At 39.4% G+C, this 15,878-nt stretch carries 16 protein-coding genes; 8 read left to right on the top strand and 8 right to left on the bottom strand.

Annotated elements, in window-relative coordinates; all coding sequences use genetic code 11:
• The first annotated feature begins 96 nt into the window (after positions 1–96).
• From ABD009_RS13225 to ABD009_RS13215, 3 genes are read left to right on the top strand one after another with little or no spacing between them, the layout of a single operon-like run.
• Entirely contained in the window at positions 97–732 is a 636-nt protein-coding gene (locus ABD009_RS13225) for a DUF2878 domain-containing protein (RefSeq protein WP_343826165.1), read from the top strand.
• Positions 729–1,349, top strand: a complete 621-nt coding sequence (locus ABD009_RS13220; RefSeq protein WP_343826162.1) for a chalcone isomerase family protein — start codon at positions 729–731, stop codon at positions 1,347–1,349. The genes ABD009_RS13225 and ABD009_RS13220 overlap by 4 nt, the downstream gene beginning before the upstream one ends.
• Before the next feature lie 14 nt (positions 1,350–1,363).
• Positions 1,364–1,921 (top strand): DUF3833 domain-containing protein, encoded by a 558-nt coding sequence (locus tag ABD009_RS13215; protein ID WP_343826160.1) that lies wholly within the window; start codon positions 1,364–1,366, stop codon positions 1,919–1,921.
• A 58-nt stretch (positions 1,922–1,979) separates the two neighbouring features.
• On the opposite strand, the gene yrfG is transcribed toward ABD009_RS13215, so the two are convergent.
• A complete protein-coding gene (gene yrfG, locus ABD009_RS13210) occupies positions 1,980–2,639 on the bottom strand; it encodes a GMP/IMP nucleotidase (protein ID WP_155696682.1) in 660 nt (219 codons plus the stop codon).
• Between the two features lie 60 nt (positions 2,640–2,699).
• Between yrfG and nudE the strand changes: the two genes are divergently transcribed.
• On the top strand, positions 2,700–3,293 hold the full coding sequence (gene nudE / locus ABD009_RS13205; protein ID WP_343826155.1) for an ADP compounds hydrolase NudE: 594 nt from the start codon (positions 2,700–2,702) through the stop codon (positions 3,291–3,293).
• Between the two features lie 193 nt (positions 3,294–3,486).
• Positions 3,487–4,320 carry a 3'(2'),5'-bisphosphate nucleotidase CysQ gene (cysQ, locus tag ABD009_RS13200; protein ID WP_343826153.1) on the top strand — a complete coding sequence of 278 codons (834 nt, stop codon included), beginning with the start codon at positions 3,487–3,489 and terminating at the stop codon, positions 4,318–4,320.
• Here cysQ and ABD009_RS13195 read toward each other — a convergent pair.
• From ABD009_RS13195 to ABD009_RS13180, 4 genes are all read right to left on the bottom strand, one after another.
• Entirely contained in the window at positions 4,292–4,528 is a 237-nt protein-coding gene (locus ABD009_RS13195; RefSeq protein WP_155696676.1) for a YheU family protein, read from the bottom strand. The genes cysQ and ABD009_RS13195 overlap by 29 nt on opposite strands.
• Positions 4,525–5,538 carry a hydrolase gene (locus ABD009_RS13190; RefSeq protein WP_343826149.1) on the bottom strand — a complete coding sequence of 338 codons (1,014 nt, stop codon included), beginning with the start codon at positions 5,536–5,538 and terminating at the stop codon, positions 4,525–4,527. Before ABD009_RS13190 ends, ABD009_RS13195 begins: the two co-directional genes overlap by 4 nt.
• 97 nt (positions 5,539–5,635) lie before the next feature.
• The gene (gene ctlX, locus ABD009_RS13185) at positions 5,636–6,544 is read right to left on the bottom strand and encodes a citrulline utilization hydrolase CtlX (RefSeq protein ID WP_343826146.1); all 909 of its coding nucleotides are present in this window, start codon (positions 6,542–6,544) and stop codon (positions 5,636–5,638) included.
• 92 nt (positions 6,545–6,636) lie between these two features.
• Complete coding sequence (locus tag ABD009_RS13180; RefSeq protein WP_343826143.1) at positions 6,637–7,617, bottom strand: glutathione S-transferase family protein; 981 nt, start codon at positions 7,615–7,617, stop codon at positions 6,637–6,639.
• A gap of 211 nt (positions 7,618–7,828) precedes the next feature.
• Here ABD009_RS13180 and ABD009_RS13175 point away from each other — a divergent pair, with 211 nt between their 5' ends.
• The gene (locus ABD009_RS13175; RefSeq protein WP_343826140.1) at positions 7,829–9,148 is read left to right on the top strand and encodes a DUF5610 domain-containing protein; all 1,320 of its coding nucleotides are present in this window, start codon (positions 7,829–7,831) and stop codon (positions 9,146–9,148) included.
• Between the two features lie 45 nt (positions 9,149–9,193).
• On the opposite strand, the gene rluF is transcribed toward ABD009_RS13175, so the two are convergent.
• From rluF to fusA, 3 genes are all read right to left on the bottom strand, one after another.
• Positions 9,194–9,934, bottom strand: coding sequence for a 23S rRNA pseudouridine(2604) synthase RluF (gene rluF, locus ABD009_RS13170; protein WP_343826138.1), 741 nt, complete (start codon positions 9,932–9,934; stop codon positions 9,194–9,196).
• Positions 9,935–10,015: 81 nt separating this feature from the next.
• Positions 10,016–11,920: an alpha/beta hydrolase family protein gene (locus ABD009_RS13165; RefSeq protein WP_343826135.1), complete on the bottom strand. Its 1,905-nt coding sequence runs from the start codon at positions 11,918–11,920 to the stop codon at positions 10,016–10,018.
• 169 nt (positions 11,921–12,089) lie between these two features.
• Positions 12,090–14,177, bottom strand: coding sequence for an elongation factor G (fusA, locus tag ABD009_RS13160; RefSeq protein WP_155696666.1), 2,088 nt, complete (start codon positions 14,175–14,177; stop codon positions 12,090–12,092).
• Between the two features lie 195 nt (positions 14,178–14,372).
• Between fusA and cobO the strand changes: the two genes are divergently transcribed.
• Both cobO and imuA read left to right on the top strand, forming a co-directional pair.
• Positions 14,373–14,984, top strand: coding sequence for a cob(I)yrinic acid a,c-diamide adenosyltransferase (gene cobO, locus ABD009_RS13155; protein WP_343826471.1), 612 nt, complete (start codon positions 14,373–14,375; stop codon positions 14,982–14,984).
• A 165-nt stretch (positions 14,985–15,149) separates the two neighbouring features.
• Complete coding sequence (gene imuA / locus ABD009_RS13150; protein WP_343826131.1) at positions 15,150–15,866, top strand: translesion DNA synthesis-associated protein ImuA; 717 nt, start codon at positions 15,150–15,152, stop codon at positions 15,864–15,866.
• Positions 15,867–15,878 lie beyond the last annotated feature (12 nt).

The raw sequence follows: 15,878 nt of genomic DNA, 5'->3' as shown, positions 1-15,878 counted from the left end.
CACTCTATTGTAAATAAAGGCTACCTCTGCGGTGGCCTTTTTTATGAACTAAACTAACGTTCGTTTCGTATAAAAAGCAAACAGGGGATGTTACCTATGCTTATTAACTTTATACTTTTTCAATCCATTTGGTTCGGGTGCATTTTGCTTGGCAATACATTTTTGCCAGTTGCGATAGGCCTAGTGGCATTTCATTTATATTTCACAAAGTGCAGTAAACCTGATGTCGTTATTATTACCGCGAGTGTAGTCATTGGCCTGTTCGTTGATTCGATGCTTATGGCGTTTGGGGTGTTTGAGTTTAATCACAGTGTGGTCGTTCCTTTTTTAATTCCTCCTTGGCTAGTATTAATTTGGGCTGGTTTTGCCATGACGTTAAATCATAGCTTAAGGTATTTTCAGCAAAAACCTTGGTTAGCGTTTGTTGGTGGCAGTATCAGTGGGCCATTGTCTTACCTGGCGGGAGCGAGGCTTGGCGCGATTGAGATACCACTTGGACTATGGCAAACCGCTATTATATTTGCGGTCATCTGGGGTCCTTTATTTTTATTATTAACTCAATGGGCAAAACGAATGAATCAATCAATCTACATTCAGGTCAAAGACGTGCAGCTCAAAGAAGTTCAGAATAAAAACGTTGAAATTAAAAAAGTCCAGGCCAAAGAATTTCAGACTAAAGACGTTGAGATTAAAGAAGTTCAGGTTAAACAACCTCAGGAGCAAAAATCATGAACTATATACAGCGAGAGTTATTTACCCTGGGGCATGAAGCGTCACGCTACTGCGTTATTAGCTTTGCAATGTTAACGATGGTTTTATGCAGCCTGCCAGCTTTTGCACAATCTAAAGATGAGCCTGAAAATTTAAGCTATTCAGTCCAAAATCAAAACCTGTTGTTATCGAATGGAAAAAGCTTCAAGGCAACCGGCCAAGCGGAATTTAGTTATCTATTTTGGGATGTATATAACAGTACTTTGTTTAACGCTAAAGGTGAGTTTAATAAAGACTATGCGTGGCACGAACAGGGGCCCGTTGTACTAGAGATACGTTATAAAAGAGATATAAAGGCTAAAGATTTACTAGATAGCACAGTTGAACAGTGGCAGCATTTAAAGATAAGTAATGCAGACTACGAAGCCTATGTAAGCTGGTTAAGTGAAACTTGGCCTAACTTGAAAAAAGGCGACAAACTAGCCTTATTAATGTACCCAGATCACAGTGTGTTTTTTTACAACAACCAGTTTCTGTCAAAACAAGACAACCCTGCCTTTGGAAAAACATTTTTAGATATTTGGCTGTCAGTTGATACTTCCGAGCCTAAATTGCGTAAGCAGTTATTATCATTATAGATAGGATTTATTTTATGAAAACGATGTTCGCTGCGTTGGCTTTTAGTTTGCTACTTGTAGGTTGCAGTACTCAAGTTGACGATTACAAAGAGACAAGCCCAAAGTTTGAGTTAGACCGATACTTTGATGGAAAAGTAATTGCTTGGGGAATGATTCAAGATTATAGCGATAAAGTGACTCGACGTTTTTGTGTAGAAATGACGGGCAGTTGGCAAGATGCAGAAACCGGTAAAACTGGCGTTTTGGATGAGTTTTTCTATTATGACGATGGCGAACAAGACCGACGTATATGGAAACTCAACAAGTCAGCAGACGGAATTTATACTGGCTCAGCAGGTGATGTAAGTGGAGACGCCAGCGGCGAAGCGATTGGTTTTGCGTTTAACTGGAAGTACAACTTAGAAGTGAGTATTGATGATAGCGAGTATACTTTTGCGCTAGATGATTGGATGTATCAACTTGATGAATATCGATTGATGAACAAAACAGCGATGAAGAAGTTTGGTGTTACTGTCGCAGAGATTACTATTTTCTTTGATAAAGAACAGCCACTGAGACGTTGTAAAAAGTAACAAGGGTTTAGAGGCTGTTAGTTAACCTTTTCACTACAAACTGTGCAGACGACAAGACTTATTTGATGTCGTTTAAAAGAGTGCGATAGTCGGTAACATTAACAAAACCATTAATAGGCACCGCAACTTTTTTACTGTCTGGATTTGCTACCGCAAGTAGATGTTTTATTCCAAATTCTTTTGCTGAGTGGAGAATACGTTCTGAGTCATCAACGAATAGGGTTTTGGCAGGGTCAAAGTCTAAATGGCTTTGTAATTGTGTCCAGAGTGATTGGCTTTCTTTGCTGGCACCAAATTGATGGCATGAGATTAGATCATCGATATGCAAATCCAACTGAGTTCTTTCAACTTTTAAGCTTAAAGAATCAGGGTGTGCATTTGTTACCAACACTACCTTTTTTCCAGCAGACTTAAGCGCATCTAAAAAGGGAATAGTATCTTCGCGTAACTGAATCAAATGTTGTATTTCTCTTTTCAGCTCAACAATTGGGAGTTTTAGCTCCCGCTGCCAGTAATCTAAACAATACCATTCAAGTTGCCCGTATACGGCATCATTTTGCTGTTTTAATAAAACCTTTGCTTCATCTAGTGGCATATCATGTACTTTAGAATACGCCTGTGGTGTATGTTCCATCCAAAAATGATTGTCGAAATGCAGATCTAATAGAGTGCCGTCCATATCAAGTAATACGGTTTCAATGTCGTGCCAATTAAGCATAGATTTCTTATTTTTAGTCGTTATAGTTAGATGATGAATCGATTCTAGCAGAAGGTAGTTATGTCGGGGAAAAAAATAAGCGCTTATCCTGCCGCGCCAACTTTACCAACAATCCATAATAGTAAATTGGTTGCGCAGAGTAATTTATTTAAAATTGAACAACTGGATTTAGAGTTCACCAATGGTGAAAAGCGACAATACGAACGCATGAAAGGTTCTGGTCGCGGTGCAGTAATGGTTGTGCCTTGTATTAGTGCCAGCGAGTTTATTTTAGTAAGAGAATACGCTGCTGGAATACACGGTTATGAAGTGGGTTTCCCAAAAGGGTTAATTGACCCTGGTGAAACACCGGAAGAAGCGGCAAACCGTGAATTAAAAGAAGAAATTGGGCTCGGTGCAAAACGATTCCTAAAGCTAAAGACGGTATCAATGGCCCCGAGTTACTTTAGTGCTCAAATGCACATTTACATTGCGTTAGATTTATATGAAGAGTCATTAGAGGGCGATGAGCCTGAGCCGCTAGAAAAAATCACCTGGCGATGGAGTGATGCAAGTAGTTTACTAGATCAAGAAGACTTTAATGAAGCACGCTCGGTTGCAGCCTTGTTCTTGGCTCAACAAAAAATAGATTCGCAACCAGATTTATTCAAGTAAACATTTTTGATTACTGATTACTGATTACTGATTACTGATTACTGATTACTGATTACTGATTACTGATTACTGATTACTGATTACTGATTATGCCTAAAATACCACCAACTGGCGCACTCAGGGTTGTTTTATTGAGCAGTGACAGATAAATTCGTCTATTCTTTCAAAATGTACGAGTGTATTTGGAACTGCTATGGAAACGAGTCTTGATAAGTTAGTCGAAGAAGTAAAACTAATCGCGGTGAAAGCCGGCGGAGCAATTTTAGAATACTTTGATGACGGTGACTTTGAGCAGTTTAATAAATCAGACCAGTCGCCAGTCACAAGTGCAGACTATGCTGCAAACGATATAGTTCTTTCCTGTTTGCAGTCACTTACGCCTAATATTCCTATTATGTCGGAAGAAGTTGAAGGATTAGTGCTCAGCGACAGAGTAAAGTGGTCAGAATATTGGCTGGTAGATCCTCTAGATGGTACGCAAGAGTTTGTTGCTGGTCGCCCTGACTTTGCAGTTAATATAGCCCTCATTCAAAACAACAAACCTGTTTTAGGTGTTATATACGCACCTGTAACGGAAGATATGTATTGGGCTGTAAAAGAGGGTGGCGCCTTTAAAAAGAATCGCCAAGAGCAAGTTACAAAATTAGCTGCCAATAAAATTGATGTAAACAAGCACTCACTTACACTTGCCATAAGTCGCGTTCAAAAATTAGATTCAATTACTAAATATATAAGCGACTCTGTAGATTTAGGTTTTATATCCCTTGGCAGTTGTGCTCTAAAATCATGTTTAGTGGCGGAAGGTAAAGCCGACTTATATATTCGCGTTGGCCCAACGGGCGAGTGGGATACAGGTGCGCCGCAAATAATTGTGGAAGAGGCTGGTGGTTGTATTATTGATTCTGAGTTTGTTCCGCTAACTTATAATCAAAGAGAGTCATTCTTAAATCCTGACTTTATTGTTGCCGCAGATAATAACCTAGACTGGACAACAATGATTATTCCGCATGGTTCTCGTCGTGATTAAACGTAGCGGCTGGCATTAAGTTAACGGTTTCGTGCAGCTCTGAAAATACCAAGACGATTTCGCCCAATTTTAACTGATTTAAAACTTGCTCTTTTTTATCAGTGAAAGACACTTCATGTTCACCGTAGTCAGTACCTTCACGCATAATGAACTCTTCGATAATGCCTTCTAAAGCATCAGCGCTAATATTTTTCCAAGGTATGATCATGACTTTTTACTACCAAACTTATTGAGTTGCAGTTGTTGTATAAACTCTATGGTTCTATTTTCAGCCCAGAATTTAGGTTTAAATGGATTTAAGCCCGAAATAAATCCAACATGTCCGCCTGCTTTGCTTAATTCGAATCGAACGGATGACGAGAGTTTGTCTTTGGTTGGGATGACGGCTTCTGACATGAATGGATCGTCTTTGGCATGAATAATTAAAGTAGGCGTTGAGATAGAAGCTAAAAATTTATTCGCACTGCTCTTTTCATAATATTCTGCGGCACTTTTAAATTCATTAATAGGTGCTGTAACAGCATCATCAAATTCTGTCAGAACTTTAATTTCGTCCAGTTCATTTGCGGTCACTTTAATAGGGAAACGCTCATTCATCAAAGCCAGTTTATCTTTGGTCTTGTTTCTAAGTTTATCCACTAAATACTTTTGGTAAACAGCCGAAAAGCCCTGTCCAATTGCGTGTGCGCAGATAGACAAATCAAGTGGCGCTGAAATAACAATACCGCCAGATAAAACAGAGTGACTGCTTTCTTCACCTAGGTATTTAGCAAGCATGTTGCCGCCCAATGAAAAACCCACGCTGTATTTAGGGTTGTTAGGAAATTTTTTATGCACGTATTTAACTAGCTCAGCAACATCTTCTGTTTGACCAGAATGATAGGTTTTAGCCAGTCTGTTTTGCTTTTTGCCGCAGCCCCTAAATTGCATTAATAAACCAACCCAACCTTTTTGATGAATAGCATTCATCATGCGTTTAGCATAAAAGCTGTCAAACGAGCCTTCTAATCCGTGGAGCACAATAACAATAGGGGTTTGCTCATTAATATAGGCAGGAGAACGGCTCCAAATAAGCTCGAGAAAATCACCATCGGATAGGTTGAACTCTTGCTCAAAAGGTCTAAAGCTATTCTTTACAGAATAGAACCTAGGAACAATCGTTTGTAGATGGCGGTTGTTAAGCCACCAAGCGGGTTTAAAAGTTGACTCAAATATCATGCAATCCTCATTTACTACCTCACCATGAGGGCGAACAATTTTATTGTATTGTACCAGTACAGTTCAAGTGAATAACGGGTTTACTTGTTCATATTATTTATCTTTTTGGTAAATGGATACCAGCCAACATACATCTAACCGAGCCACCTGCATATTCAATGGCCTCAACGTCAAATGGCAGCAAGGTTACTTCGCTGTTTAATTCATGCTTTTGTTCATCTGTTAACGCATTAAAAGCAGTTTGAGAAAGCGCTAAATAAAGCGTATCGCCATTTGTTAGCTCTAACGCATTGCCACAGTATTGCTCAATTTGCTGCTCCGTAAGGTGAATGATGGTTTTGCCCGTTCTTTCAATAGCTTCAATGACGAAGCGTTGTTGAGAGGCGTCTTTAATCATTTCAGTAGCTAACAATACGTAACTAGATCCTACGGTCATTATTACATTGGTATGATAAACAGCGGTACCTTGTTTATTCACTGCATCGAATAATACTGGGCGATAAGAGAACTGCTGACAAAACTCATAGAATAGTTGTTCAGAACAGCGATTTGATCGAACAGCATAAGCTACGCGAGCATCGTGATCTAAAACAAGAGCGCCAGTTCCTTCTAAAAACTTACTCGAATGCTCATAAGGAGAGTAATCAATTATTTGATTTACTTGATACTGATTCACAAGCTTATCAATAATATCTGAGCGCCTTTCTAAGCGGCGGTTTTCAGGGTACATGGCATAAATTGCTAACTTGCCATCATCATGTGTTGAAAACCAATTATTTGGAAATACGGAGTCTGGAGTTGCTTTACTGACGTCTTCAAATAAATGAACTGTTATACCATTGTCCTCTAACTTCTTTGCCATGTTAGACACTTGTTCGTAAGCCAGTGTTGTTAGCGCCCTATTATTATCGGCTTCACTTTGAAAGGTATTATCGGCAGACGTTTGTGGATTTGGTAAAAAGTGATGTGGGCGGATCATAACCACAGCTTTAGGTGCCTGACTCATGATATTTCCTTTTATGTTGTGGGGAACAAGATAATAATAAGGTCGCATTGTACGGCCTTTTATTCTGTTTAAACAATCAGAAAGTATTTATATTAACCAATTTCATGCCGGTTGTGTGGGCGGTTGTAGTCGATTTCTGGGCCCGCAGGGACAACTTGCGTTGGGTTTATCATAGTATGGCTGAAGTAGTAATGCCTTTTAATATGATAGAAGTCGACCGTTTCCGCAATACCTGGCCATTGATATAGCTCTCTTAAATAAGAGGATAAATGTGGATAACTCTCAATAGTTCTTTGGTTACATTTAAAGTGACCCACATAAACCGCATCAAAACGAATCAAGGTTGTGAATAAACGCCAATCTGCCTCAGTGATTGTATTTCCGACTAAATAACGATTTGTAGTTAGTCTGTGTTCAATCTCATCTAATGCATTAAATAGCTTTGTAAATTCTTTTTCATAAGCGGCCTGCTTAGTAGCAAAACCACACTTATAAACACCATTGTTTATGTTGTGGTAAACAAAGTCATTAACATCATCAATGTCGGACTTTAATTCGCTTGGATATAAGTCTAGTGAACTGTTCGTCAAATGATTAAAGGCGTTATTAAACATTCGAATTATTTCTGATGATTCATTACTTACAATTTGGTTAGTTTTCTTATCCCAAAGTACAGGAACCGTCACACGGCCTGAGTAGTCGCTTTTATTTCGAGTATATACTTGGTGCATATACTGAGCATCAAATAGCGCATCGCCAGTGCTGTGATTTGATTTATCAAATTCCCAACCATTGTTTAACATGTCTGGGCTAACAATAGACACGTCGATGTAATCCTCTAAGGATTTTAGCTTTCTAAAAATTAACGTTCTGTGTGCCCAAGGACAGGCAAGAGAAACATACAAATGATATCGACCTTTTTCTGCGATAAAGCCTTTACTACCCGTTGCTCCAGCTTCTCCGTCTGCGGTAACCCAGTTTCTTAACTGTGCGCTTTCACGCTCAAATTTACCGTCACTTTTGTCAGTGTCGTACCACTTATCTTGCCAATTACCATTTACGAGTAATCCCATTATGTCCTCTCTATTTTAATCTCTTATTTGTATTTTATGAGTCTAGCAGAGGCTTGGATTCTCTATAATTAGTAAAACTTGCATATTCCTTTCGAATAAATGCAATTATTGATCAACAGGTTAAAAGAAAAGAGTTATATTTGTATATAATTCATTCAATTTTACAGTGTGTCAGCCGATATTAATGCTAGGCAACCATAGGTATATTAAAATGATTAAATTCGACCCCACTCAATTACAAAATTGGCTGAGCAAACCCAGCAGTAAGGGCGAACTAAATTCTCAAAATGGCCAACAGCAAATTCAAAAGTCAGCGCCAGCGTCATTAGTGACCTTGTCTGGCGCAACATCTAGCACCAGTTTTTCGTATTTTCATCAAACGGTGCAAAAGCGAGTGCAGCAATCAATTTCAGTTCCACAAGATCCAAAGCCTAATAAGTTAGAGCAGGCAGCAATTGAACAAAGGGATAAACGCTCAGACGCGTCATCTAGCGCAATTCTCGGGTTTATAACTAACCGCTTAAAAATGGATAAAGCCGATGGTGCAACACAAGAGCAATTGCAAAGCCGAATAGAAGCTGGTCTTAAAGGTTTTGAACAAGGTTATGAAGAAGCCAGTGGTATCTTATCTGACATGGGGCTGTTGGAAGGTGATGTTGAAAGCGACATTTCACTTACCGCCCAAAAGGTAAAAGAAGGGTTATTTGAACTTGCGAATGAATACTTAGGTGAAAGTCAGAGTGTTATTGAAAAACCAGCCAGTTTAAATCAATCGGATGATTCTGCAGAAGAGTCCGTTCCACCAGCGCGTATTGGTGAAGCTTTATTTCAGTCTTTACAGTCAAAGGAGTCTCGCTCGTTTGAATTTGAACTGGAAACACGAGATGGCGACAGGATTAAGATTAATGCCAGTGCCTTTTTAGGTGCGTCGGTTGAGTCTGGTAGTGGTCGTTTTTCTAGTCAGGGCCAAGGCAATGGAAATTCATATAGTGGTAGCTATGCCTACTCTTATAGCGAAGTAGTTAGTCAGCAGCAGTTTTCATTAAGTATTGATGGTGATTTAGACGAAGACGAACTAGAAGCGATAAATGCCTTATTAGAAAAGATTAATAGTTTGTCGGCGGACTTTTATGACGGTGACATGCAAGAAGCTATTAACAAAGCAATGGAGCTGGAATACGACTCATCTGAGATCAGTGGTTTTGCACTGGATTTAAGCCAAAGCACAAGCGTTAAAGCTGTGGAGGCTTATCAATCTGAACAAGTTTCTCTAAATCCTGGTGCAGCCGCATTAAGAGAGTTAGAGCCATTAGGGAACTTCGCCGCTGATTTGAAAGGTGAATTTGCGAAGACGGAAGACTTGTTTGCTCATCCAAGAGATTTGTTATCGGACTTGTTCCAAAAAATGGACTTATTGAATAAGCCTGAAGAACAAGACTACTCGATAGATTTTTCTTCTTTTTCAACTTCCATTATTGAACAATGGTCAAGTCGTCTGGAGTTAATTCGCGGACCTAAGGTTGATGACTAAGCGCTAATTTAGCAAGTCATCCCTTTGTAATTTAAATGGCAGATTTTATTCTGCCGTTTTTTTAGAACCAGCAACAGCTTGATTAATTTGGTTCATTTCTTTGCTGGTTAACTCACGCCATTGTCCAGGCTTTAGGCCCTTTAAGTCGACGTTCATAATTCGAGTTCGTTGTAGCTTAGTAACTTCAAATCCTAAATATTCACACATACGACGAATTTGTCGGTTTAATCCTTGAGTAAGAATGATAGAGAATTTCTTAGGTCCAAGTAATTTCACTCGGCATGGTTTTGTCACTGTTCCAAGTATTGGAATGCCTTTTTCCATACGACTTTTAAATCGTTCGTTAAGAGGCTTATCTACCACAACAACGTATTCTTTTTCGTGCGCATTCTCTGCGCGTAAAATCTTATTAACAATGTCACCGTCACTGGTCAAAAAAATTAGACCATCTGATGGTTTATCTAGGCGTCCAATCGGGAAAATTCGTTTAGGGTGATTGATGGCATCTATGATGTTGCCTCGAACGTGACGCTCTGTAGTACACGTAATACCAATAGGCTTGTTATAGGCAATGTAAACACGGTCAGATTTATTTTCGGCACTGGCGTTAATAGTTTTACCATTAACTGTGACAGTATCACCATCAAGTACTTTGGTGCCGAGCTCAGGGAGTTTCCCGTTTATCTTAACGCGCTTTTGCTCAATAAGTTTATCCGCTTCGCGTCGAGAGCAATATCCCGATTCGCTAATGAATTTATTGAGCCGTTTGCCTTGTTGTTCAGTCACGTTTGTTACCTATCAATACCCTAAATTTAGTCGCTAAATAATACCACATTCCATTTAGGGTGTTGATCTTTGCTTTGTATCTTAAATATGTTCTTTGACAAATTTACCGATTGCCCGCATCGCTTCAAGTCTATTTTTAGAATTGCTTAGGTAGTGATCACCTTCTTCTAATTCAATAAATGTAACATCTTTGCCATTATCCTGTAGTTCTTCATGCATATATTTAGATTGGCGCACTGGGACAATTTCGTCATGTTCTCCATGAATTAATAGGACGGGAGCGCTTACCTTTTTTGCATAGTTAACCGGTGATATTGTACTTAAGTGATCATCATCAAAGTTACCGTTGGCAATAACGTTGTTCCAATACGATACTAACCAATGGTTTTTTCCGTAATCCCACTGCTCGTCCCGCATCATTCTGTCTACATCACTCACACCATTAATCGACACAACGCACTTATATAAGTCTGGAGTAAAAGTCGCGCCTGCTAAAGCTGCATAACCACCATAGCTAGCACCAACAATACATACTCTATTTTTATCTATTGAATTATCAGCAACAAGGGCATGAACAGCATCGGTTAAATCATCCTGCATTTTTTTACCCCATTCGCCGCGGCCTCTAAGCTTAAAGTTTAAGCCAAAACCTTCACTGCCTCTAAATTGAGGTTGAATAACTAAATAGCCTTGGCTAGCAAAATATTGTGTCACGTAATCAAAGCCCTTTTTGTCATAAGACTCTGGACCACCATGAGGCATTATTATGGCAGGCACTGGACCTTTCGCTGTTGTGCGAGGTTTTGTAAGTAATGTTGGAATAGTTAAACCATCTCTAGCTTTGAAGGAATACTCCACCACGTCATAAACAAAGTCGGGCGCTATTTCTGGTCTACTTGGCGCCAACATCTCTAAACCACCTGCGTTATAACGAACGTAATCGCCTGAACTGAACTCGCCTTGCATAAATAAAATAATTTGTTTCCAATCGGGGGTGTAACCGTCGATACGAAATGAGTTGTTAGGCAATGCTTGAGTAATACCACGCATACGAGCATTTAGTGTTTTGTCAAAAAACTCGTAGCTTGGTGTAAATCCCGAGTACTCGGCGCCATATACAGTGCGCCCTAAACTCATTAGTAATCGTTCTACGCTTTTATCGGACTTTTTGAATATTGCAGGGCCAATAGCGCCATCTTTTAAGTTCATTGTATAGTAGGCTAGCTGTCCACTCTCAGGGCTGTAAGCGCTAATGACAAGTGCTTTAAAGCTTGGTGTTAAACCATGAACGCCAATGGTTTTTATTTCTGTTTCATTGCGGTAAATCTCTATCCACTTATCGTCAATTCTAGCTTCAACACGATGTAGATTTTCATAGTTGTTGAAACGCTCTCTTGCGATAACTTTTCCGTTATTGTTAATAAAAAAGTCGTCGGTATCAGGTGTGCCTCTTTGCATTAATTTAGGTTTACGTCGCTTTTTGAGATCTACTTTGTATAAGTTGTATTGTCCTGGCTTCTCGTAGGCTGGCATATAAGCATGCTTTTTATCTTTCGAAATACCCAAGACACGTCCTAATTGTGTTTGTCCTTTAAAAATACCGTAATTCTGTTGTAAGAGTGCATGGATCTTATTTGAATCAATATTAAAAGCATAAGCCCAACTAGCATCATGACGTCCTTTGTAGCCATCTAGTTTTATATTTTTAGTGGCTGTTAATACAACAGTTTCTTCCGAGACGAAGTAAATAAGATTTGGATTGATGTCGATAATATTGGCAGCTGAAATAAGTTTTTTAGTGGCTGCATCAATAATGATAAGCATATCTTTTTCTTTAGCGGTATCACGATAAGCTAATTTAAGCCCACTTGGAGAAATTGCTAATAAACTTTTGGATGGTAGCTGAGCGTAGTCGTCTACAGTTGGTTGGCTTGAGAATGTGACAAATGAGGTACACATTATAAGTAATGCAATTAAATAGCGCATTTTAACTTCCTTGTATTTTTTATTGCCACTACTTTACGTTAAAGCAAATTTTGATTCAAATCTGTAAATAGGCCAATTTGTTACCATGCTACTTATTTGAATTTCTTTATAGACACAAAAAAGCCTGCACAAGGCAGGCTTCTTAATACTAAATTGAAATAAAGGCTAATTACTTAGCGTTTTTCTCTTCTTTAGCTTTTGCAATTACTTCGTCAGAAACACTGCTTGGACAAGGCATGTAGTTTTTGAACTCCATAGAGAACTGACCACGGCCTGAAGTCATTGTACGTAGTGAACCGATGTAACCAAACATTTCTGAAAGTGGTACGTCAGCTTTAATACGAACACCAGTAGCGCCTGCTTCTTGACCAGCGATCATGCCACGACGACGGCTAAGGTCACCGATAACATCACCAACGTGATCTTCAGGAGTGAACACGTCTACTAACATTACTGGTTCAAGTAGTTGTGCACCTGCTTTAGGAATTGATTGACGGAACGCGCCACGTGCTGCTAATTCAAATGCTACTGCAGATGAATCGACTGCGTGGAAACCACCATCGTAAAGTTCGATTTCAACGTCAAGAACAGGGAATCCAGCTAGAACACCAGTTTCCATCATGCCAGCAAAACCTTTTTCGATAGCAGGGAAGAATTCTTTAGGTACGTTACCACCAACAACTGTTGATGTGAACGTGAAACCAGAACCAGCTTCGCCAGGCTTGATACGGTAATCGATTTTACCGAATTGACCAGAACCACCAGACTGTTTCTTATGCGTGTATGAATCTTCAACTGGCTGCGTGATAGTTTCACGGTATGCAACTTGAGGCTCACCTACTTCTAGCTCAACGCCGTAAGTACGCTTAAGGATGTCAACTTTGATGTCTAAGTGAAGTTCACCCATACCAGATAGGATTGTTTCACCTGAATCTTGGTCAGTTTCAACGCGGAACGTTGGATCTTCAGCAACCATTTTACCGATAGCAATACCCATTTTCTCAGTTGAACCTTTATCTTTAGGCTTAACAGAGATTGAGATTACTGGCTCAGGGAATACCATTGCTTCTAGAATGATTGGATCTTTAGGATCACATAATGTGTGACCTGTTTGAACGTTACTCTTCATGCCTACGATTGCGATGATGTCACCAGCTTGTGCGCTTGTTAACTCATTACGGTCATCGGCTTGCATTTCACACATACGACCGATACGTTCAGTTTTACCTGTCGCAGCGTTCATGATGGTGTCGCCTTTCTTCAGCATACCAGAGTAAATACGTACGAACGTAAGTGCACCGAAACGGTCATCAGAGATTTTAAATGCTAATGCTTTAAATGACTCGTCTGCAGAAACGATTGCGTGACGGCCAGTAGGCTCACCTTCTTCATCTGTAAGAGGTTGAGGATCAACTTCTGTAGGAGATGGTAAGTAATCAACAACAGCGTCAAGAATTAACTGCATACCTTTGTTTTTGAAAGCAGAACCACAGTATGTAGGGAAGAAGTCCATTGTACGAGTACCTTTACGGATACAACGCTTGATGTCTTCGATTGAAGGCTCTTCACCTTCCATGTACGCTTCCATAAGGTCGTCGTCTTGCTCAACAGCAGTTTCAACTAGCATTTCACGATATTCTTCTACTTTATCAACCATGTCCGCAGGAACATCAGTGATTTCGTAGTTTTCAGGAAGACCAGTCTCATCCCAAACGTATGCTTTACGAGATAGTAGGTCAACAACACCAACGAAGTCATCTTCTATACCAATTGGTAGAACCATAACTAGTGGGTTTGCACCTAGAACGTCTTTAGTTTGCTTAACTACGCGGTAAAAATCAGCACCTAAACGGTCTAATTTGTTAACGAAGATAATACGTGCAACTTCTGAGTCATTCGCATAACGCCAGTTAGTTTCTGATTGTGGTTCAACACCACCAGAACCACAGAATACACCAATACCACCGTCTAATACTTTAAGAGAACGGTAAACTTCAACTGTGAAGTCAACGTGTCCAGGAGTATCGATAACGTTAAAACGGTGATCTTTCCAGAAACAAGTTACAGCAGCAGACTGGATAGTAATTCCGCGCTCAGCTTCCTGTTCCATGAAGTCAGTTGTTGACTCACCGTCGTGTACTTCACCAGTCTTGTGGATTTGACCAGTTAATTTCAAAATACGCTCAGTTGTTGTGGTTTTACCAGCATCTACGTGAGCGAAGATACCTATATTTCTATACTTCGATAAGTCAGCCATTGTCTTACTCTATCTTCTCAATAAGTTGGTTAAAAAAAGCCGCCGGATTCTATCATTAATTAACCAAAACGGCACACTTTTCCTAAAAAAATAATGAAATATCTGAAAAGTCATTAAATATAGATAGTTGTACTAACCTATATTTTTGCTTTATCTTGCCAAGCACAATGAGTGTAGAAGAGTTTTTAGAAAATGATGAACGATGAAAACGATCAAAATAAAGATCAAAAACACAAAGAACGCCAACAGCGTTTAAAAGAGCAAGTTGATCAAAGAGTTGAGTCTGCTCAAGTTGAGAAAGGTATTTTTCAAGTTATTACAGGAAATGGAAAAGGAAAATCTACTTCGGGTTTTGGTGTTGTGACGCGATGTGTTGGTTATGACAAAAAAGCCGCTGTTGCGCAATTCATCAAAGGTGAGTGGGAGTGTGGTGAGCGTAATTTGCTAGAAAAGCATGGAGTCCCTTTTGTGGTGATGAAAACCGGGTTTACGTGGGACACTCAAAATAGAGAATCAGATACCAAAGCGGCTCTTGAAACTTGGTCTAAAGCTAAGTTGTTTTTACAAGATCCTAGTATTGATGTTGTTTTATTAGATGAGCTTACCTACATGGTGACGTATCAATATATACCTTTAGAGGAAGTTATTGATGCTATTAACAATAGACCAAAAATACAGTCAGTTATTATAACAGGCCGCGCTGCACATCGAGAGTTAATAGAAGCCGCAGATACCGTGAGTGAAGTTAAAAATATTAAGCATGCTTTTGACTCTGGAGTAAAAGCATTACAAGGTTTTGACTACTGATCTTATTTGTACAGTACTAGGCAATATAGGCATACCTTTACAATGCATATAAAATAACCTCATATAATTCAGATAGAAAGCTGCCAATTGGTGGCTTTTTTCATTTATAGCTTTGCATAAATTTTAACTGTTATTATACTGTATAAATAAACAGTGGGTGGTGTTATGTTAGAGCTAAATGAATATCAAAATAAAGGCCTGGTTTGGTACGGCTGTAAAAACAATGATCATATCGCTAAGGCTAAAACTCATTATGATGAGCTAGACAGCCGACTTCACGGTGGCTTTCCAACGTCCGGAATTATAGAAGTTAAGTCGATGTTAGGCATAGGGGAGTTAAGGTTAATACTGCCATTCCTCGCGGATCAGCAAGGCAATCAAAAAGCGGAATGTGTCTTTATTGCTCCTCCAATCCAGCTCAATGCCGAATTTTTAATAGCCAATGGATTAGAACTGTCACAAACACTTATTATACCTGCTTATGATCCAGTGGAAGCTTTATGGGCTGCAGAGCAGTGTCTTAATAGCGGTTGTTGTAGCACAGTCGTACTTTGGCAAGCAGAGCTTAGTATCAAACAGGTTCGACGCTTAATGTTAGCTTGTGAGCAAGGTGCGAGTAGCTTAATACTTATCAGAAATAGCCAAGCAAAATCAAAAGGCACTCGCTTTTTATCGTTACCGAGCGCTTTGAGCCTGTCATTACATGCACACCCTATGGGGATAAAAGTCAAAATAGATAAGCAAAAAGGGGGAATAGGATCATCTCCATTTATTATTAATATGACAGAGAGATGGCAAGACTTCACCATTACTAATTCAGAGCAGGCTACAAGCAGAGAGCCTAGTAATGTTTTAGCGTTTCCTAATATCGTGAACCACTAGTGACGTTATAAC

It is taken from the genome of Psychrosphaera haliotis (assembly GCF_039523615.1).
Taxonomy (GTDB): domain Bacteria; phylum Pseudomonadota; class Gammaproteobacteria; order Enterobacterales; family Alteromonadaceae; genus Psychrosphaera; species Psychrosphaera haliotis.
The sequence above is the reverse complement of the archived record's forward strand: the minus strand, read 5'-3'. Positions and strand labels throughout refer to the sequence as shown.